Below are 18,611 nucleotides of genomic sequence, written 5' to 3'. Positions count from 1 at the left end.
ACAATCCGGCCGTCACGAGCCAGAACGCCAAAGGACCAAAAATAATGAAAAAGGCACTACAGGGCGCCACCGTCGCATTGACCCTTCTCGGCGGCGGGGAGGCTGTCGCGGTGGAATGGATGAACAACAGCGTCGGGTTTCGCTACGGGCAACACTTCACCAACCCGAACAACCCCGACGACTTCAGCAAGCGCATCTACAGTTTTACCCACGCCAGCGGCTACCGTTACGGCAGCAATTTCCTAAACCTCGATGTGTTCCTGTCCGACAGCAGCGACCCGCGCAAGGGCACCGACCACGGTGGCAGCGAGGTGTACGCCGTGTACCGGCATCAGCTGTATGCCTCACGCGTGTTCGACTTGCCGCAGGGCACGGGGCTGATCAAGGATTACGCGCTGACCCTGGGCTTCGACGCCAACCGCAACAACAACTTCGCTTCCGCCAAGAAGCGCGCCCTGGTGATCGGCCCCACGTTGAAGTGGGGCACCGTCGGCGTGCTGGACCTGAGCCTGATGTACTACAAGGAAAAGAACCACACTGGCATCCCTGGCGCGCAAGAGTCGAACCACACCTTCGACGACACCTACATGCTTAACCTGACGTGGATGCGCCCGTTCGAAGTCGGCAACCATGCGGCGAAATTCCAGGGATTTATCAATTACGTCGGGGAGAAAGGCGAGGATTACCATGGCCGCGATACGGCAGCGGAGGCCTTGATGCGTACGGCGCTGATGGTGGCGGTGCGACCGGGTAAAAGCGTGAAGCCGAACCTGTACCTAGGGGTGGGTTATGAATACTGGCATAACAAGTTCGGCGTGGACGGTGGCCGTGGCAGCCGCACCTCAACACCGACGCTGAACATGGAAGTGACGTTCTAACTGAAGAAGCAGGCTTTTTGTAGGAGCGAGCTTGCTCGCGAAAAACTCACGGACGCCGCGCTTATTCAGGAAGCCCGCGTTATCGTTGACGTTTTTCGCGAGCAAGCTCGCTCCTACATTTTGCTCGTATTGTCAGCTCAGGCGCTGGCCAGTTCGGAAGAGTTGCCCTTCGGCCGTGCCAGCCAATACCCCAACACCGCCAGCGGCGCCGTCGCCAACATCACAATTACCGTAATCAACAGCGGTTGCTCGATCATCGAGGACACCAACAGGCTGGCCAGGAAGCACAGACCCAACTGCAGGGTGTTTTGCAGGGCCGCCGCCTTGCCGGAGTTTTGCGCAAAGGGCATCAGCGCATTCGCCACCACAATCGGGTAGCTGGCGCCGTTGCACAGCGCCATCAGGCAGAACGGGATCAACAAGGTGATCAGGGTCGGCACACTCAAGGTGGCCACCAGGTACAACGCCACCATGCTCAAGCAATAGGCGACCAGCAACCACGGCAGCAGGGTTTTACCTGGCAGGCGCTGCAAGGCACTGCGGCAACTGTAGCCGCCGACGAGAAACGCCAGGGTCGGCAGTACGTAGCTGAGGCCGATGTCATTGGGGCTGTAGCCCATGCCACCGAGGATGAACGGCGAGGCGGTCAGCCATGCGAAGAAGCTGGCCGAGCAGGCGGCGAAGATCATCACATTGCCGGTAAACACCCGCGAGGTGAGCAATTGCCCATACCCCAGGCGCACCGGGCTGCCCTTGTGCTCCGAACGCTTGGGCACATTGCGCAGGAACAAGGTCGGCAACAGTAGCAACAACGACACCACCAGCAATACGCCGAAGATCGCCTGCCAGCCAAAGTGATTCAACACCATGGCGCCCAACAGCGGTGCAAGGGCCGGAGACAGCGACATCAACGGCATGATGCTGGCGAAGACGCGATGAGCCTTGTCGGCCGGGTAGCGATCAATCACCAAAGCCTGCCAGCTTACGGCCGCGGCACACACGCCAATCGCCTGCATAAAGCGCAGAGCCAGCAGCTGCGGCGCGGTCTCGACCCAGAACATGCCCAGGCAACCGAGCACAAACAGGCTCAGGCCAGCAAGCAGGATGGGCTTGCGCCCCAGGCGGTCCGAGAGCGGCCCCCACAGCAACTGCCCGACCGCAAAGCCGGCAAGGAAAATACTCAAGCTGGCGCCCACCGCGCCAGCACCAATGTTCAACTGCTCGCCCATGGCGCCAAACGCCGGCAAGTACATGTCCATGGCGAGATAACCGAGCATGCTCAGCCCCGCCAGATACCAGGTAAAACCAAAAGAATTTTTCATCGAAGCCTTGTAGATACTGCCATCAAACTATTTGCTGACTGGCGCCCATTATGAAGCTGACAATATCTGTGTGAAGCGATAATAATTGGAAACTCTCATCAATAATTTTGAAGGCAACTCGCATGTGGTCGGAATATTCCCTGGATGTGGTCGACGCCGTTGCCCGTCACGGTAGCTTCAGCGCCGCCGCCCAGGAACTGCACCGCGTACCGTCGGCCATCAGCTACACGGTGCGCCAGCTCGAAGAATGGTTGGCCGTGCCCTTGTTTGTGCGCAGGCATCGCGACGTAGAACTGACCCCCGCCGGCCGTTTGTTTATCGACGAAGCCCGCGGCGTAATGAAAAAAATGCTCGGCACCCGGCGCCTATGCCAACAGGTGGCCAATGGCTGGAGCGGCCAGTTGAAGGTGGCCGTGGACTCCATCGTCAAACCCCAGCGCTGCCGGCAGTTGGTGCTCGACTTTTATCGGCAGTTTCCCGAAGTGGAATTGCTGCTCGAATACGAGGTGTACAACGGCGTGTGGGATGCGCTGGCGGATGAACGCACCGACATCGTGATCGGCGCCACCAGCGCAGTGCCGGTGGCCAGCCACTTCAGCTTCCGCGACATGGGCCTGTTGAACTGGCTGTGCGTGGTCAGCGCCCGGCACCCGCTGGCGGAGGTGGAAGGTTTGCTCAGTGATGACCAACTGCGCCCCTTTGCCTCGCTGTGCATGACCGACACCTCCCGCCACCTGCCCAAGCGCGACACCTGGACCCTGGATAACCAGCGCCGCCTGGTGGTGCCCAACTGGGCGTCGGCCCTGGATTGCCTGCGCGATGGCCTGTGTGTAGGGATGGCGCCGGCCCATCAGGTATTGCCATGGATCGAACGCGGGGACTTGGTGGCGCTGCAGTTGAGCCGGCCATTTCCGGCCAGCCCGTCGTGTGTGGCGTGGGCGCAGAACAAGCTGTCGCCGGCCATGGCGTGGTTGTTGGAGTACTTGGGGGATACCGAAACCATGAACCAGGAATGGCTGAATGGCCCCTCCCTCTGATCGTTCCCACGCTCCGCGTGGGAATGCTGCCCTGGACGCTCCGCGTCCGCTCTTAAGGCGTGACGCAGAGCGTCACAGGAGGCGTTACCACGCAGAGCGTGGGAACGAGCATCGCCCCCTTCCGCACCTTTTCAGTCCAGTAGGCGGGTGATGGCTCGCACGATCATCTCCACTTCCTTACGCTCCAGCGTCAGCGGCGGCAACAGGCGAATGATCTTGCCCCGCGTGACGTTGATCAATAGCCCATGCTCCTGCGCCGCCCGTTGGGCCAGGTCGCGGTAAGGGCTTGCCAGTTCAATGCCGATCATCAAGCCCTTGCCACGAATCGCCCGCACCTGCGGATGGTCCTCCAACTCCATGCGTAAACGCGCCAGCAAGTGTTCGCCCTGGCGTGTGGCATTTTCGAGTAAGCCTTGCTCCTGAATAATCTCCAGCACCGTACACCCGACGCGACACGCCAGCGGGTTGCCGCCAAAGGTGCTGCCATGGCTGCCTGGGGTGAACAGCTCAGCGACGGCAGCACGGGCCAGGCAGGCGCCGATGGGCACGCCATTACCAAGGCCTTTGGCCAGGGTCATCACGTCTGGCACGATGCCTTCGTGCTGGAAGGCAAACCAGGCGCCGGTGCGCCCGATGCCAGTCTGGATTTCGTCGAGCATCATCAGCCAGCCGTGGCGCGTGCAGTGCTCGCGCAGGGCTTTGAGGTAGCCTGACGGCGCCACCAACACACCACTTTCACCCTGGACCGGTTCAAGCAGCACCGCCGCGATACGCGTGCCGAACTGTGCGGTGACCGCCTCCAGGGCCGCCATGTCGCCAAACCCAACCTTGATGAAATCGCCGGGCAGGCGCTGGAACCCCAGGCGCACCGAGGGCCCGTCGCTGGCGGCCATGGTGCCTAGCGTGCGGCCGTGGAAGGCGTTCTCCATCACGACCACCAACGGCCGTTCGATGCCTTTTTTCCAGCCATGCAAACGCGCCAGCTTCAGCGCCGTCTCGTTGGCTTCGGCGCCGGAATTGTTGAAGAACGCGCGGTCCAGCCCGGACAGTTGGGCCAGGCGCCGGGCCAATTGTTGTTGCCAGTCGATGCTGTAGAGGTTGGAGGTATGCAGCAGCAAGCCGGCCTGCTCGCTGATGGCGGCCACTAACCTGGGGTGGGAATGGCCAACATTGGTCACCGCCACGCCGGCCACGGCGTCCAGGTATTCGCGGCCTTGTTGGTCCCACAGGCGCGTGCCCAGGCCGCGGGTGAAGCTCAGGGCCAGAGGTTGATAAGTGCTCATCAGGCAGGCGGCGGTCATAGTGGCGACTCCAGTGCATCGTTGGGGTGGATCAAGTATCGTTAACCACCCTCGCTGGATAAACGCACAATTACTGCAATAACTTTAAACCAGGGCTTGATAATGGATCTGTTCCAGGCAATGTCGGTGTACGTGAAAGTCGTCGAGACCGGCAGCATGACCGGCGCCGCGCAGGAATGCGGGATCTCGACCACCATGGTGGGCAACCATCTGCGGGCGCTGGAACAACGGCTTGGCGTCAGCTTGCTCAAACGCACCACGCGCAAACAGAACCTCACCGAATTTGGCGGGCAGTATTATCAGCGCTGCCTGGAAGTGCTGGGGCTGGTGGCCGACTCCGAGCTACTGGCCGAGCAGGTCCACAGCGAAGCCCCTAAAGGCAGCCTGCGCATCACCGCGCCTCCCGTTTTCGGCACCGAACGCCTGGTGCCGGCCTTGAGCGAGTTTTCCCAGCGCTACCCACTTATCGACCTGTACGTGGTGATGAACAATGAGCGCATGGACCTGGTCGACAGCGGTTTTGACGTGGCGATCCGTCTCGGCGAACTGGCAAGCTCCAGCCTGATAGCCCGGCCTCTGCAGGCCTACACCCTCACCCTTTGCGCCTCCCCTGCTTACCTGGCGCGACGCGGCACACCGCAAACCCCGGATGACCTGCAGCAGCATGACTGCCTGGCGTTCGCCTACCCCGCAAACGACAACTGGCGCGACACCGATAAACTCTGGCGCATGACAGGCGATGAGGGTGAGGTGGAGGTGCCGGTGTCTGGCTCATTGACCATCAACAGCTCGCAAGGCTTGCGCCAGGCCGCCATCAACGGCATGGGCATCAGCATGTTGGCCGATGCCCTGGTGCAACCGGACCTGGAGAGCGGCAAGCTGGTGGCCTTGCTGACCACCTATAAACTGCCCAGCCGCCCCATGCACCTGATGTATCGCCAAGACCGCTATCGCCTGCCCAAGCTGCGGGCGTTCGTCGACTTTGTGATGGAGAAATGGGCGCGCTAAAACGCCACGCCCAACTCATGCAAACGCGAGGCGGTGCGCTCGGCCGATACGTGGTGAATGCCCTGCCAGCCCAACGCGATGGCGGCCTCGATATTGCCGGCGACGTCGTCGATAAACACCACTTCACTGGCCTGGATATCCGGCAGGTGCGCGCGCACCTGACTGAGGCTGGCGTGGTAGATCGCCGGATCAGGCTTGATCAACTTCACCTCGCCGGACACCAGAATATTGCGAAAACGCTTCAGAAATGGGTAGTTGGCCCGGGCGTAAGGGAAGGTTTCAGCCGACCAGTTGGTGAGCCCGAACAGCGGCATATCAACCTGGTGCAACGCTTCGAGAATCGCCACGCCCTCGGGTAATTCAGCACGCAGCATTTCGGGCCAGCGCTCGTAGTAAGCCTGGATCAGGGTCTTGTGCTCGGGGTATTGGGCAATCAGGGTGCGGGTGGCTTCAGCCAGGGAGCGACCGGCATCTTGCTCGGTGTTCCAGTCCTGGGTGCAGATGGTGTCGAGGAACCACTGGCGCTCGACGTCGTCGGCAATCAGCTTGCGGTACAGATGCTGGGGGCTCCAGTCGAACAGGACACCGCCGAAATCAAAAACTACTGCACGAATCGTCATCAGATCCTCCGTTAGCGTGGCTTGATAGCTGCTGGAGTCTGACAGATCTGAAAGAGGGAGGCGCGCGCCGAGGCGTAAGAAGGGTCTGAAAAGACAGAGGGGAGTAGGCACGGCCAAATTGAGCGAACGCAATGCTCAAAGCAACGAAGATCAAATGTGGGAGCTGGCTTGCCTGCGAAAGCGGTAGTGCAGTCACAGATGCCGCGACTGGGCCGCCTTCGCGGGCAAGCCCGCTCCCACAGGGGATTTGCGTTAACTGACTGACATCAGGGCAAGCCAGCTCCCATCTTATTGACCGGGTTTTAAGCCTGGATCAGGCCGTTGATTTTGACGGTCGGGTTCACATCCGCATCGTAATCCACGCCGTCAATCTCAAAGCCAAACAAGCGCAGGAACTCAGCCTTGTAACCGGCAAAATCGCTGATCTCGTTGACGTTGTCGTCGGTCACCTGGTTCCACAGCGCGGCCACGGCGTCCTGGACCTTGGGCTCCAGCTCGGCCAGGTCGGCACGCAGGCGGCCATCGGCGTCGAGTTTCGGCTGGCTGCCGTACAGGCTGTCCTTGAACAGGCCGTAGACCTGCTCGATGCAGCCTTCGTGGGTGCCCTGCTCTTTCATCACCTTGAACAGCAGCGACAGGTACAGCGGCATGATTGGGATTGCCGAGCTGGCCTGGGTAACCACGGCCTTGAGCACCGACACGCGGGCGTCGCCCTTGAGTGCAGCGAGGTTTTCGCGCAGGGTCAGGACTTTCTTGTCCAGGTCTTTCTTGGCTTCGCCGATGGAGCCGTTCCAGTAGATGTCCTGGGTCAGCTTCTCACCCAGGTAGGTGAACGCGGTGGTCTTGGCGCCTTCGGCCAATACATCGGCGTCACGCAGGGCGTCGATCCACAGCTGCCAGTCTTCGCCGCCCATGACCTTCACGGTACCGTCGATTTCTTCCTGGGTCGCAGGCTCAAGCGTGGTGTCGACCACCACGCCCTTGTCGGTGTTGATCCCGCGCAGGGTCACGGCCTTGCCGATTGGCTTGAGGGTGGAGGTGTGCACCACGCCTTGCGGGTCGGTACGGCGTGGGGCGGCCAGGCTGTAGACAACCAGGTCGATCTTGCCCAGGTCTTTCTTGATGGTCTCGATGGTCAGGCGCTTGATCTCGTCGGAGAACGCGTCGCCGTTGATGCTCTTGGCGTACAGGCCTTTTTCCACAGCAAACTTCTCGAACGCCGCGCTGTTGTACCAGCCGGCGGAGCTCAGCTTGCCTTCTTCGCCTTCTTTCTCAAAAAACACGCCCAGGGTGTCGGCGCCGCAGCCAAACGCAGCACTGATGCGCGCGGCCAGGCCGTAGCCGGTGGAGGCACCGAGGACCAGTACCTTTTTAGGGCCGCCTTCGATGACGCCGTTTTTGGTTACGTAGTCGATCTGCTCTTTGACGTTCGCTTCACAGCCAACAGGGTGAGCGGTCACACAGATAAAGCCACGAACCCGCGGTTTGATGATCATAAAAATTTCTGCCTCTTCCAAGGTGCCGAAGGCCAATAGTGGCCATTCAACTTCAATCGTACCGGTCTATGACGCCTGAAAAACCGAAGCGTCACGATAGTCGCAAATCTTCTGTTCTCAAAATTCAATCCATAAAACGCCGGAGCCTGCACGGCAACGGTTACAAATTGTGCAGCGGCTTCACAATTTCACCCTATTTAAAAACGCCTGCCGCCGGCAGAAACCCCTATGATGACGATATTGTTTCAATATGTTTCGGCTTTGGAGCCTCGTTTCATGAGCAAAAATGCTGTCGGCAAAAAGCTGGTGTCCCTGGCGTGGGTGCTCGGCGTTCTGCTGTTGATCTATTGTTTCCCGCGCAGTTGCCTGGTGTTTCTGCTGTTGGTGGTGTGCTGCGGCGTTTATGACTTCCTGCGTAACGGCCTGTACGACCGCGACACCATCAAGAAGTATTTTATCGGCAACGGTCGTAATACCTGGGTGCTGGCACCGTTCAACACCCTGCTCGACCTGCTGAGCAGCCGCAACCGGCATGTCTATACCATGCAAGACCTGCCGCCGGCCTGGCGCGAAGACCTGCAACAGGTGATCGACGACGCCATGGCCCGCAAGGATGACATCATCAGCTACCTGGACGAGCGCATGGCCGAGAAGAAACGCGGCATGTTGTTTTTCCAGTGGTACGGTCGCCCCATCGAGACCACGCTGGATATCCCGCAACTGCGCAAGAAACTGCCATTCGTGAAGACCATCGGCGTCTCGGTATTCAACGAGAACCGCTCGACCTCCTTTCACTTTGGCCCCCTGCGCATGATGTTCCGTGTGCTCTACAACATGGCGCCAGCACCGCACCATGAGGGCGTGTATATCCAGGTAGGCAAGCACAAGCACTACTGGCACGACGACCCGCTGTTTATCTTCGATGACACGCTAATGCACGCGTCCTTCAACAAAAACGACGCCAAACGCTACTGCCTGTTCATTGATATTGTGCGCCCGACCCTGCTGCCCTCGGTGCTCAACGCCGTGATCGCAGGGTTTGCCGGCCTGGTCTTTACCCTGCGTCGGGTTTTCTACAAAAACTGGAAGCTGATTCAGTAAGTTCTGCGGCATGATGGTGTTGGACGGCATTTGCGCTGGGCCTTGCGCCTGAGGTAAATAACCGTCTCGTGCGACCTTAATTGGCGCTCACCCTTCTCAAGCCATCGCCCCCAAGCGGCGCGGTGGTTATGCTTTCAAGGAATCAGAATGCCCCAACGTCAAGTCATCAACGCCTCCGTCAGCCCCAAGGGCAGCCTCGAAACCCTGTCCCAACGTGAAGTGCAGCAACTGAGCGAAGCCGGTACCGGCAGCATCTACACCCTGTTCCGCCAATGCGCCCTGGCGATTCTCAACACCGGCGCGCATATCGACAACGCCAAGACCATCCTCGACGCCTACAAAGACTTTGAAGTGCGTATTCACCAGCAAGACCGTGGCGTACGCCTGGAACTGCTCAACGCCCCGGCCGATGCGTTCGTCGATGGCGAAATGATTGCCAGCACCCGCGAAATGCTGTTCAGCGCCCTGCGCGACATCGTCTACACCGAGAACGAGCTGGACAGCCAGCGTATCGACCTGAGCAACTCCCAAGGCATCACCGACTACGTGTTCCACCTGCTGCGCAACGCCCGTACGCTGCGCCCGGGTGTGGAGCCGAAGATCGTGGTGTGCTGGGGCGGCCATTCGATCAACACCGAAGAATACAAATACACCAAGAAAGTCGGGCACGAACTGGGGCTGCGCAGCCTTGATGTGTGCACCGGCTGCGGCCCTGGCGTAATGAAAGGCCCGATGAAGGGCGCGACCATTTCCCACGCCAAGCAACGCATCACCGGCGGGCGTTACCTGGGCCTGACCGAGCCTGGCATCATCGCCGCCGAAGCACCGAACCCCATCGTCAATGAGCTGGTGATTCTGCCGGACATCGAAAAACGTCTGGAAGCCTTCGTGCGCGTCGGCCACGGCATCATCATCTTCCCCGGCGGCGCCGGCACGGCAGAAGAGTTTTTGTACCTGCTGGGCATCCTGATGCACCCCGACAACCGCGACGTGCCGTTCCCGGTGGTGTTGACCGGGCCCAAACACGCCGCGCCTTACCTGGAACAGTTGCACGCGTTCGTCGGTGCCACCCTGGGCGAAGCGGCGCAGAAGCATTACCAGATCATCATCGACGACCCGGCTGAAGTGGCGCGCCAGATGACGGCCGGCCTCAAGGCGGTGAAGCAGTTCCGCCGTGAGCGTAACGACGCATTCCACTTCAATTGGCTGCTGAAGATCGACGAAGGCTTCCAGCGCCCGTTCGACCCTACCCACGAAAACATGGCCAGCCTGCAACTGAGCCACGCGCTGCCGCCCCATGAACTGGCAGCCAACCTGCGCCGGGCGTTCTCGGGGATCGTGGCGGGTAACGTCAAGGACAAGGGCATCCGCCTGATCGAAGAGAACGGCCCGTATGAGATCCACGGCGACCCGGCCATCATGAAACCGCTGGATGAGCTGCTGAAGGCCTTCGTGGCCCAGCACCGCATGAAGTTGCCAGGCGGCGCGGCCTATGTGCCGTGCTATCGCGTGGTGCAATAAGCCCGCGGCGGTCAGTCATAGTTTGTATCCGTTTGGGGCATGGCCCGGCGTGTGAGGCTCGAGAGTTCGGACTAGGGTTTTACTATTCCGACTCATTCACCTCAGCGAGCGATCTATGGACCAACGGATATTGTCCTCTGTCATTCCTTACCCTAAGGTAAGGAATATCACGATGGAGATCTTCACTATGGCTACCGCCACACTCACTTCAAAAGGGCAAATCACCATCCCTGTCCAGGTCAGGACGGCCCTGGGCCTGGAAACCGGCGACCGGGTGGAATTCGTCGAAATGGAAGACGGCACGTTTTCCATGATTGCCGCGAGCAAAACCGTCAAGGACCTCAAGGGTTTGATCCACAAGCCCGCCCATGCTGTGTCTATCGAAGACATGAACCGCGCCATCGCGGCCCAGGGAGCAACCGCTGGATGATCGGCCTGGATACCAACGTGCTGGTGCGTTACCTGACCCAGGACGACCCGGTTCAATCAGCCAAGGCGTCCCAACTGATCGAATCGCTCTCCGCCGCCTCGCCAGGCTTTGTCAGCCTGGTGACGCTTACGGAGTTGGTGTGGGTGTTGCAGTCCTGCTACCAGTCGGCCAAAAGCGACGTGGTGACGGTGCTGGAAACCTTGTTGCACACACGGGAGCTGACCGTCGAGCACGCCGATATCATCTGGCAGGCATTGCGCAAGTTCAGCGCAGGCAAAGCCGACTTTGCCGACTGCCTGGTTGAACGCTGTGGCCATGCGGCGGGGTGCGAGTACACCGCCACCTTTGATCTGAACGCGGCCAAGGCAGCGGGGATGAAACGGCTCGGCTAGCTCGCTTTGTTTGTGTAGGAGCGAGCTTGCTCGCGAAAAACTCACAGGCACCGCGTGCAACCTGAATGCCCGCGTAACCGTTGACGTTTTTTCGCGAGCAAGCTCGCTCCTACAGAGGAAAGAGTGATGAGGTTGGGTCAGCGAACCCAGCCGCCGATCTGCCAGTGGTAGCCATCATTACGCTGCACCCAGTGCGGGTGTACATAACGATAGCCCTGGCGCACCGGCTCCCAATGGCCGTGCACCGCCACATAGCGCCCGCCTTCCCAACGCCAGTAACCGCGTGACCAGATATAACCTTCGCGCACCGCCGGCTCGACTTCGATCACCTGCACCGGCGGCGGTTGCGGCGCCACCACATCCACGTACTCGTGTTGCGCCGGCCTGCGCTCATGCACAACACGCTCTTGCACACACCCGGATGCCGCGACCACCATGGCGGCCAATGCTGCATAACGTAGCAACATACAAAACCCTCGGGCGCGAACGCCCAACACCTGCATCAGAAAGAAATCCTTCCTTTGTTGCAGCCGGGCCCTGCTTGGGCCTGGGTTATTTTTAACAGGAGATGTCTGTCAGATTGCTGAACCTGTAGACCTTTAACGTGCCTCCCGGCGACCGCCACGGCGGTGATCCTTCATACCGGACCAAAACGTCCCAGCACAGCCTCGACAAAGCACCGCAACTTGGCGGTGCGCTGGCGATTTGCGGTGTAGACCAAATGCATCGACCGGCTCGGAGCCTCAAACTCCGGTAGCACCCGCACCAACTCGCCACTCGCCAACGCCGTTCGCAGAAAGTCTTGCGGGCCGAGCACGATGCCAAAGCCATCCAATGCCGCCGACATCAAGGCCCGGCTTTCATTGATGAGCAAACGACTGGCCACCTGTACCTTGTAGGAAACCGTGCCCTGGAAGAACACCCACTCTCGATCCGCCGGACGCGATGAAAAGGCGTAGCCCAGGCACTCATGATGTTCAAGATCTACCGGCTTCTGCGGCGTGCCTCGCGCCATCAGGTAAGCCGGTGCAGCGCAGGCCACCAACCGATAAGGGGCCAGAGGCCTCGCCGTCAGGCCGCTCGTGCCCAGCGGACCAATGCGAAACACGGCGTCGTAGCCCTCCTCCACCAAGTCGACGAAACGATCCGTCAGGTGCAAATCGACTTCTACCTGTGGGTTGTCACGTAAAAACCCGGTGATCAACGGCATCAGGCTGTAGGAGCCAAAGGTCACCGGGGCGGTGACCTTCAGCTTGCCGCGCGGCGTGTCGTTCATGACCTGTGCCAGGGCGTCGGCGGCCTCGGCCTCCGTCAGGATATGCTTGCAGCGTTCGTAATACTCCCCTCCCAGTTCAGTCAGGCTTTGTCGACGCGTAGTGCGGTTGAGCAATCGCGCACCCAAACGTTGTTCCAACGCGGTGACATGCTTGGCCACCATCTGCGGCGACATGCCCAAGCGTTCGGCTGCCCTCGCATAGGAGCCCAATTCAGCGGCGATCACGAAGGCGTTCATGCTTGATAGGCGGTCCATCATTCCCAACTCCCAGTAACAACACCTACACCAAAATGATGATTTATCACGTTATGGTTGCCAATCATCATAGCCACGTCCTACTTCCACTGGAGCAAGCACATGAAGATTGGCGTGATTGGAGCAGGTTTTATCGGGCGTGCCGTGGCGCAACTGGCGCTTGCCGCCGGGCATAAGGTGATGTTGAGCAATTCCCGCGGCCCACACACCATGAGCAGCGTGGTGAGCGGCATACTCGGCGTGCAAGTGGGCAGCGCGGATGATGCCGCCAGGTTTGGCGATGTAGTACTCGTGGCGATTCCGCTGGAGCACTACCGCAGCGTCCCTGCCCAATGGCTGGAGGGTAAGACGGTGATGGACGCCAACAATTACTACCCCGATCGCGATGGGCATATCCCGCAACTCGACCGTTTTGAAACCACTACCAGCCGATTGCTGGCCGACCATTTGCCGCAATCACACGTGGTAAAAGTATTTAATGCGATCTTCGCCCCAGACCTGACGCAGGATGCCCGCCCGCGCGGCGCTCCTGACCGCCGCGCATTGCCAGTGGCAGCAGATGACGCTGCGGCAAAGGCGCAAGTGATTACGTTACTCGACGAACTGGGTTTCGATGCCGTGGATGCCGGTAGGCTGGATGAAAGCTGGCGATTCGAGCGGGCCAAACCTGCGTATTGCGTGCGCCTGGACCAGGCTGGCTTGAAGGCTGCGCTGGAGGCGGCCGAACGTGCGGTTGAGCTGCCCCCGGTTGAGCGACACCCGCCGCGATCCTGAACATTACCCCACAAAAAAGCCCGCTGACCGTCACCGGTTCAGCGGGCTTTTTCGTAGATGTTGCTTACAGCGCCAGGTCAGACACCGGCTTGCTTGGCTCAGCCGCAGGCTTGGCAGCCTCGGTGGCCTGTGGAGCAGCCAGCTGCGGAATCGCAGGTGGCGGGGTCAGTTGCAGGACACCGGCGGTGTAGGCCCACTCCTTGGCAACCGCTTCAGGGCTGTCGTTCAGCTTGGTGCCGTAGCTTGGCACGATCTGGTGCAGTTTTTCCTGCCAGGCCGGGCTGGCTACTTTGTCCTTGAACACCTTTTGCAGCACGGTCAGCATGATCGGAGCCGCGGTGGACGCGCCTGGCGATGCACCCAACAGGCCTGCGATGGTGTTGTCAGCAGAGCTGACCACTTCGGTACCCAGCTTCAGCACGCCGCCTTGCTCTTCGTCACGCTTGATGATCTGCACACGCTGGCCGGCTTGCCACAGGCGCCAGTCGGACTGCTTGGCGTTCGGGAAGTACTCTTGCAGCGCCTTGAAGCGGTCGTCATCGGACAGCATCAGTTGGCCGGCGAGGTACTCGACCAGTGGGTATTCACGAATACCGACTTTGGTCATAGGCCAGATGTTGTGGGTGGTGGTGCTGGTCAGCAGGTCCAGGTACGAGCCTTCCTTGAGGAACTTGGTCGAGAAGGTTGCGAATGGGCCAAACAGAATCACGCGCTTGCCATCCAGCACGCGGGTGTCCAGGTGCGGAACCGACATCGGCGGCGAACCTACCGAAGCCTTGCCGTAGGCCTTGGCCAGGTGCTGCTCGGCGATGGTCGGGTTCTCGGTCACCAGGAACGAACCACCGACCGGGAAGCCTGCGTATTCCTTGGCTTCAGGAATGCCCGACTTCTGCAGCAGGTGCAAGGCACCGCCGCCGGCGCCGATGAACACGAACTTGGCGTCGGTTTCAGTCTTGGTGCCGTCTTTGAGGTTTTTGTAGCTCACGCGCCACGAACCGTCGTCGTTGCGGGTGATGTCCTGCACTTCGCTCGACAGCTTCAAGTCAAACTTCGGCGTGGTTTGCAGGTGAGCGACGAACTGGCGGGTGATCTCGCCGAAGTTCACGTCGGTGCCGATCGGGCTCCAGGTGGCCGCGATTTTCTGGTTGGGGTCACGCCCTTCCATCATCAGCGGAACCCACTTGGCGATCTGCGCCGGGTCTTCGGAGTACTGCATGCCAGCGAACAGCGGGCTGGCCTTCAGGGCTTCGTAGCGCTTTTTCAGGAACTTGATGTTGTCATCGCCCCACACAAAGCTCATGTGCGGAGTGGAGTTGATGAACGAACGCGGGTTCTTCAACACGCCCTGCTGAACCTGCCAGGACCAGAACTGACGGGAGATCTGGAACGCTTCGTTGATCTCGACCGCTTTAGGGATCTCAACGTTGCCGTTCTTGTCTTCCGGGGTGTAGTTCAGCTCAGCCAGGGCCGAGTGGCCGGTACCGGCGTTGTTCCAGCCGTTGGAGCTTTCTTCGGCCACGCCATCGAGGCGCTCGACCATCTCCATCGACCAGTCCGGTTCCAGCTCATTGAGCCAGACACCCAGGGTCGCACTCATGATGCCGCCGCCGATCAGCAGCACATCGACTTTCTTTGCCTCTTCCGCGTGAACGGACGTGATCCCCATCGACAAAGCCAGCCCCAGCAGGGCAGTGTTTACTTTTTTAAACATCAGTAGCACCTATGATAAAACGCCATCCGCCCTACTGCCCCCGATCATGAGTAACCCTCGTTCACGCTACGTCAGGCAACGTACCGCGGGGTCTGCACATTCACATGAAGGCTGCAGGGTGGGCACACAAGGCCGATGGATCGACCTCACTGTTATGTCCCTTCTGCGCTGACTTCTTATCGTTATTGGCTCAGCTACCTGGGCAACAGCCAACCGCTGGGACGTATACGGGTGTACGCACCAGGGAAAGACTAGACCAAGACGGCGCGCAGAATATCACGCTAAACAGCGTTTATGCGCCGTTTGGCCAATTGACAGGCCTAAATCGCCGGTTTTAATGCGCCCCTGTCAAGCCTGGCAGCCGCGACCTGCGGTCACAGGCGTGGAACTCTGCCGAAAATGGCGGTTCTAGACACCTTCGTCGCGGCTTGCGTAGCATCGGCGACCGTCCTTCGTGCACACCTTTCACACAGAGTTACCCATGACTATCCAGCAAACACCCGGGCAGGTACTGCCCGCGCGCAGCGCCGCCAAAATGGAAGCGGCCATGGCCGTGGGCGCCTTCGCGATCGGCACCGGCGAATTCGCCATCATGGGCCTGATGCCCGACATCGCCCAAAACCTGGGCTTGAGCGAACCGCAAGTCGGCCACGCCATCAGCGCCTACGCCCTGGGCGTGATGGTCGGCGCCCCACTGCTGGCCATCCTCGGCGCCAAGCTGCTGCGCAAACACATGCTGCTGTTGCTGATGGGCCTGTACGCCCTAGGCAACTTCGCCACCGCCTTCACCCCCACCTTCGGTTCGCTGGTGGCCTTCCGCTTTATCAGCGGCCTGCCCCACGGCGCCTACTTCGGCATCGCCGCCGTGGTTGCCTCCAGCATGGTGCCCACCGACAAACGCGCCGGCGCCGTAGCCCGCGTGATGATGGGCCTGACCCTGGCCATGCTGCTGGGCAACCCTATCGCCACCTTCCTCGGCCAACACCTGGGCTGGCGCTCGGCGTTCGCTCTGGTCAGCGTGATCGCCCTACTCACCATCGCCCTGGTCTGGCAATTCGTGCCCCACCGCCACGACGAACAACGCAGCGACCCGCGCAAAGAACTGCGCGCCTTCACCAAACCCCAGGTATGGATGGCCCTGTCCATCGGCGCGATTGGCTTTGCCGGGATGTTCTGCGTATTCAGCTACCTGGCGCCGACCATGCTGGAAGTGACCAAGGTCTCGCCGCAGTGGATTCCGTTTGGCCTCGCCGCCTTTGGCGTGGGCGGCATCATCGGCAACATTGCCGGTGGCAAGCTGTTCGATCGCATGCAATTTAGGGCGGTGGGTTTGATATTGGTATGGTCGATGGCCGTGCTGCTGTTCTTCCCCTTCGCCGCCTCGTCGCTGTGGGGTGTGCTGCTGAGCATGGGGTTGGTGGGCACTATGGTTGCGCTGGCAGCACCGTTGCAGATTCGCCTGATGGACATCGCCCACGAGGCCCCGAGCCTGGCGGCAGCGTCGAACCATGCGGCGTTTAACCTGGCGAATGCGCTCGGCCCGTGGTTTGGCGGTATGGCCATCACTGCCGGCCTCGGCTGGACCAGCACCGGCTACATCGGCGCCGCGACCGCCCTGGTGGGCCTGGGCCTCTACCTGATCGCCCGGCGCATGAAAGGCGGCCACTGACGCCCTACTGGATCAAACTGTAGGTGGGGCTTCCAGTTGTAGGAGCGAGCTTGCTCGCGAAAAACTCACCGGCACCGCGTTCACTCAGGAAGCCCGCATTATCGTTGACGTTTTTCGCGAGCAAGCTCGCTCCTACAGAAGGCGATGACGCTTAACTGGCAGGCATTAGTGCTTGCCCCCACTCCATCAATCATCATGCAGCAGCCCCGAACCATACTCCCCATAACTACTGCCCAGCCCACTACCGCCAAAATTCATTTTCGCGGCTTTGTTGGGGCTATGGTCACCAAATGCCTGGCATCCGCCTGAAAAGCACGGGTCACTGCTCAAGGCTGGTGAAAATGAACAAGCACTCAACAGCAACGTGCCGGTGATCATCACAACTTTGACGAGGTTCGAGATCATGGTTTCAGTTCCCTGTGGGCTGGAGGCGCTGGGGCCCTCTCTCAGTAGGGGAATCGTAGACCTCAACGGCGCAGGGAATTATGAAACTTTGCGGGGGGACAGCATGAGTTCAGGTTGCCGCCTTGGGTAAGGCGGCAGGGTGGGTTGTCAGGCTTTAACTGAGGCAGCTACAGGCGCAACTTGCTCCTGGGCTCGACCAACGAGCAGCGAGCTCAACTCGATTAACTGCTGAATGCCCAAGGCGATGGCGCGCTGGGAGTCGTCGAGGTCGAACGCCAAGGTGACGGCCATTTCGTTGGCGGATGCGAGGTTTTCGGCGGCGTTGGCCAGGAGGGTTTCAGGGTCGATGGTTGGGTTTACGAGGAATAGGTTGTCGCTTGGGCTTTCGGCGGGCGCAGCGTCGTCGGATGGGGGCAAGTGATGATGGATTGCTCGGTGGGCTGCTGCTTGAAGCTTTGGATCAGAGGATGCCGCGTTTGAAGCATAAGGCGGATTAGGTGTGATCTTGTACATGGCGAAGCTCCTTAACTATTTAGGAACTACCAGTCTCACTTCCACATGAGAGGTGGCAGCTGTACGCAGGTGTGGAAGACCAGGGCTAAGGACCCGGCGCACCGAAGTGCCCCGCGCACAGCCGCCGAAACACATGATACAGACGTAAAAAAACGCCGGTAGGTGTTTGTGACGATTGCGTCTTAGCTTGGTACGGACTTCCACATCCGACCGCTGGTTTTCCAGCGGTTTAGGGAGGTTAGCCAGGGGAGGTCTGAGGGGCAAGCCGAGAAAAGCGTGGGAAATTTCTTAAGCTTATTCCCGGGATCATCCTATCATTCCCCTTCGAACCGATGATGGATTGGAACGACTAATCCTACAGACCTTACAAAACGTGCACTACAGCACCTTCGCCACCCACCCGTACCACTTTCGTACCAGCACTATTCCCACGCACCTATCCGGTGCCCTCTTTTTCACTGCCTTTCGCAAATCCGAGAGCTGCCACTGCTATGCTTGATTTCTTTCAAAACGAGCCGCAAACCATGGCAAGCGAGTACTCATTGACGGACGTGCTAGAACGGTTTTATCAAAATCAACTGGCCGTGGAAGCGGCTGTGATGGAGCTGACTCTTTAGGCTGAGCAGCAAAACGCTTTAGAAGTGGGTGAGAATGTTCGAGGGGCGCTTCACACGATTGGTGAAAACGCGGGCCATATCAAACAAGGCCTGGCTCGATTGGGAAGGGCAAACCTCACCTAAATGTCAGTTATCGGCCGATTGCTGCCATCCTTAGTCGAACAGTCCTGCCAAGAGCGGTAATTGCAAATGACAGGGGCGTAAACACGTAACTTGAGGGATTGCACTTCGATCGATAAGCAACCAAAAAGTCAATTAGAAGGAAAGTCTTTATTGACACATGCA

Annotated in this window: 18 protein-coding genes and 1 pseudogene; 10 read left to right on the top strand and 9 right to left on the bottom strand. The window is 59.7% G+C overall.

The genetic code is table 11. The features are described from left to right. The first annotated feature begins 44 nt into the window (after nucleotides 1-44). Complete coding sequence (locus ODQ19_RS06375) at nucleotides 45-878, top strand: nucleoside-binding protein (RefSeq protein ID WP_116665080.1); 834 nt, start codon at nucleotides 45-47, stop codon at nucleotides 876-878. Nucleotides 879-1,015: 137 nt separating this feature from the next. On the opposite strand, the gene punC is transcribed toward ODQ19_RS06375, so the two are convergent. After that, nucleotides 1,016-2,200, bottom strand: coding sequence for a purine nucleoside transporter PunC (gene punC, locus ODQ19_RS06370; protein WP_330209593.1), 1,185 nt, complete (start codon nucleotides 2,198-2,200; stop codon nucleotides 1,016-1,018). Nucleotides 2,201-2,322: 122 nt separating this feature from the next. Here punC and punR point away from each other — a divergent pair, with 122 nt between their 5' ends. Next, nucleotides 2,323-3,237: a DNA-binding transcriptional activator PunR gene (gene punR / locus ODQ19_RS06365; RefSeq protein WP_330209592.1), complete on the top strand. Its 915-nt coding sequence runs from the start codon at nucleotides 2,323-2,325 to the stop codon at nucleotides 3,235-3,237. Nucleotides 3,238-3,368: 131 nt separating this feature from the next. Here the strand turns inward: punR and ODQ19_RS06360 are convergent, their stop codons facing one another. Next, complete coding sequence (locus ODQ19_RS06360) at nucleotides 3,369-4,538, bottom strand: aspartate aminotransferase family protein (protein WP_330209591.1); 1,170 nt, start codon at nucleotides 4,536-4,538, stop codon at nucleotides 3,369-3,371. 102 nt (nucleotides 4,539-4,640) lie between these two features. Here ODQ19_RS06360 and ODQ19_RS06355 point away from each other — a divergent pair, with 102 nt between their 5' ends. Continuing rightward, a complete protein-coding gene (locus ODQ19_RS06355) occupies nucleotides 4,641-5,546 on the top strand; it encodes a LysR family transcriptional regulator (RefSeq protein ID WP_330209590.1) in 906 nt (301 codons plus the stop codon). Here the strand turns inward: ODQ19_RS06355 and ODQ19_RS06350 are convergent. Together ODQ19_RS06350 and fabV are read right to left on the bottom strand one after the other, a co-directional pair. After that, complete coding sequence (locus ODQ19_RS06350) at nucleotides 5,543-6,166, bottom strand: HAD family hydrolase (RefSeq protein WP_330209589.1); 624 nt, start codon at nucleotides 6,164-6,166, stop codon at nucleotides 5,543-5,545. The two genes, ODQ19_RS06355 and ODQ19_RS06350, sit on opposite strands and share 4 nt — an antisense overlap. A 302-nt stretch (nucleotides 6,167-6,468) precedes the next feature. After that, nucleotides 6,469-7,662, bottom strand: a complete 1,194-nt coding sequence (gene fabV, locus ODQ19_RS06345; RefSeq protein WP_116665163.1) for an enoyl-ACP reductase FabV — start codon at nucleotides 7,660-7,662, stop codon at nucleotides 6,469-6,471. A gap of 276 nt (nucleotides 7,663-7,938) precedes the next feature. On the opposite strand from fabV, the gene ODQ19_RS06340 reads away from it, so the two are divergent. The 4 genes from ODQ19_RS06340 to ODQ19_RS06325 all read left to right on the top strand — a co-directional run bounded on the left by ODQ19_RS06340 (nucleotide 7,939) and on the right by ODQ19_RS06325 (nucleotide 11,106). Beyond that, on the top strand, nucleotides 7,939-8,763 hold the full coding sequence (locus tag ODQ19_RS06340) for an aspartyl/asparaginyl beta-hydroxylase domain-containing protein (protein WP_330209588.1): 825 nt from the start codon (nucleotides 7,939-7,941) through the stop codon (nucleotides 8,761-8,763). A 147-nt stretch (nucleotides 8,764-8,910) separates the two neighbouring features. Next, nucleotides 8,911-10,284, top strand: a complete 1,374-nt coding sequence (ppnN, locus tag ODQ19_RS06335) for a nucleotide 5'-monophosphate nucleosidase PpnN (protein WP_330209587.1) — start codon at nucleotides 8,911-8,913, stop codon at nucleotides 10,282-10,284. A 172-nt stretch (nucleotides 10,285-10,456) separates the two neighbouring features. Beyond that, nucleotides 10,457-10,714 (top strand): AbrB/MazE/SpoVT family DNA-binding domain-containing protein, encoded by a 258-nt coding sequence (locus tag ODQ19_RS06330; protein ID WP_330209586.1) that lies wholly within the window; start codon nucleotides 10,457-10,459, stop codon nucleotides 10,712-10,714. Next, a complete protein-coding gene (locus ODQ19_RS06325; protein WP_137204601.1) occupies nucleotides 10,711-11,106 on the top strand; it encodes a PIN domain-containing protein in 396 nt (131 codons plus the stop codon). Before ODQ19_RS06330 ends, ODQ19_RS06325 begins: the two co-directional genes overlap by 4 nt. A gap of 137 nt (nucleotides 11,107-11,243) precedes the next feature. Here the strand turns inward: ODQ19_RS06325 and ODQ19_RS06320 are convergent, their stop codons facing one another. Together ODQ19_RS06320 and ODQ19_RS06315 are read right to left on the bottom strand one after the other, a co-directional pair. After that, nucleotides 11,244-11,573, bottom strand: coding sequence for a hypothetical protein (locus tag ODQ19_RS06320; protein WP_330209585.1), 330 nt, complete (start codon nucleotides 11,571-11,573; stop codon nucleotides 11,244-11,246). Nucleotides 11,574-11,743: 170 nt separating this feature from the next. Further along, complete coding sequence (locus ODQ19_RS06315; protein WP_330209584.1) at nucleotides 11,744-12,640, bottom strand: LysR family transcriptional regulator; 897 nt, start codon at nucleotides 12,638-12,640, stop codon at nucleotides 11,744-11,746. A gap of 99 nt (nucleotides 12,641-12,739) precedes the next feature. Here ODQ19_RS06315 and ODQ19_RS06310 point away from each other — a divergent pair, with 99 nt between their 5' ends. Beyond that, complete coding sequence (locus ODQ19_RS06310) at nucleotides 12,740-13,411, top strand: NADPH-dependent F420 reductase (RefSeq protein ID WP_116665089.1); 672 nt, start codon at nucleotides 12,740-12,742, stop codon at nucleotides 13,409-13,411. A gap of 64 nt (nucleotides 13,412-13,475) precedes the next feature. Here ODQ19_RS06310 and mqo read toward each other — a convergent pair whose 3' ends face one another. Continuing rightward, a complete protein-coding gene (gene mqo, locus ODQ19_RS06305; RefSeq protein ID WP_330209583.1) occupies nucleotides 13,476-15,122 on the bottom strand; it encodes a malate dehydrogenase (quinone) in 1,647 nt (548 codons plus the stop codon). A 481-nt stretch (nucleotides 15,123-15,603) separates the two neighbouring features. Here mqo and ODQ19_RS06300 point away from each other — a divergent pair, with 481 nt between their 5' ends. Continuing rightward, the gene (locus ODQ19_RS06300; RefSeq protein ID WP_072446757.1) at nucleotides 15,604-16,791 is read left to right on the top strand and encodes an MFS transporter; all 1,188 of its coding nucleotides are present in this window, start codon (nucleotides 15,604-15,606) and stop codon (nucleotides 16,789-16,791) included. 186 nt (nucleotides 16,792-16,977) lie between these two features. On the opposite strand, the gene ODQ19_RS06290 is transcribed toward ODQ19_RS06300, so the two are convergent. Further along, nucleotides 16,978-17,196: a hypothetical protein gene (locus ODQ19_RS06290; RefSeq protein ID WP_330209582.1), complete on the bottom strand. Its 219-nt coding sequence runs from the start codon at nucleotides 17,194-17,196 to the stop codon at nucleotides 16,978-16,980. A 147-nt stretch (nucleotides 17,197-17,343) separates the two neighbouring features. Further along, nucleotides 17,344-17,709, bottom strand: coding sequence for a DUF6124 family protein (locus ODQ19_RS06285; RefSeq protein ID WP_330209581.1), 366 nt, complete (start codon nucleotides 17,707-17,709; stop codon nucleotides 17,344-17,346). 524 nt (nucleotides 17,710-18,233) lie between these two features. Here ODQ19_RS06285 and ODQ19_RS06280 point away from each other — a divergent pair. Further along, nucleotides 18,234-18,449 (top strand): annotated as a pseudogene (locus tag ODQ19_RS06280) (hypothetical protein). Nucleotides 18,450-18,611 lie beyond the last annotated feature (162 nt).

The organism is Pseudomonas sp. AM4(2022) (assembly GCF_036346515.1).
Classification (GTDB): Bacteria; Pseudomonadota; Gammaproteobacteria; order Pseudomonadales; family Pseudomonadaceae; genus Aquipseudomonas; species Aquipseudomonas paracarnis.
The sequence above is the reverse complement of the archived record's forward strand: the minus strand, read 5'-3'. Positions and strand labels throughout refer to the sequence as shown.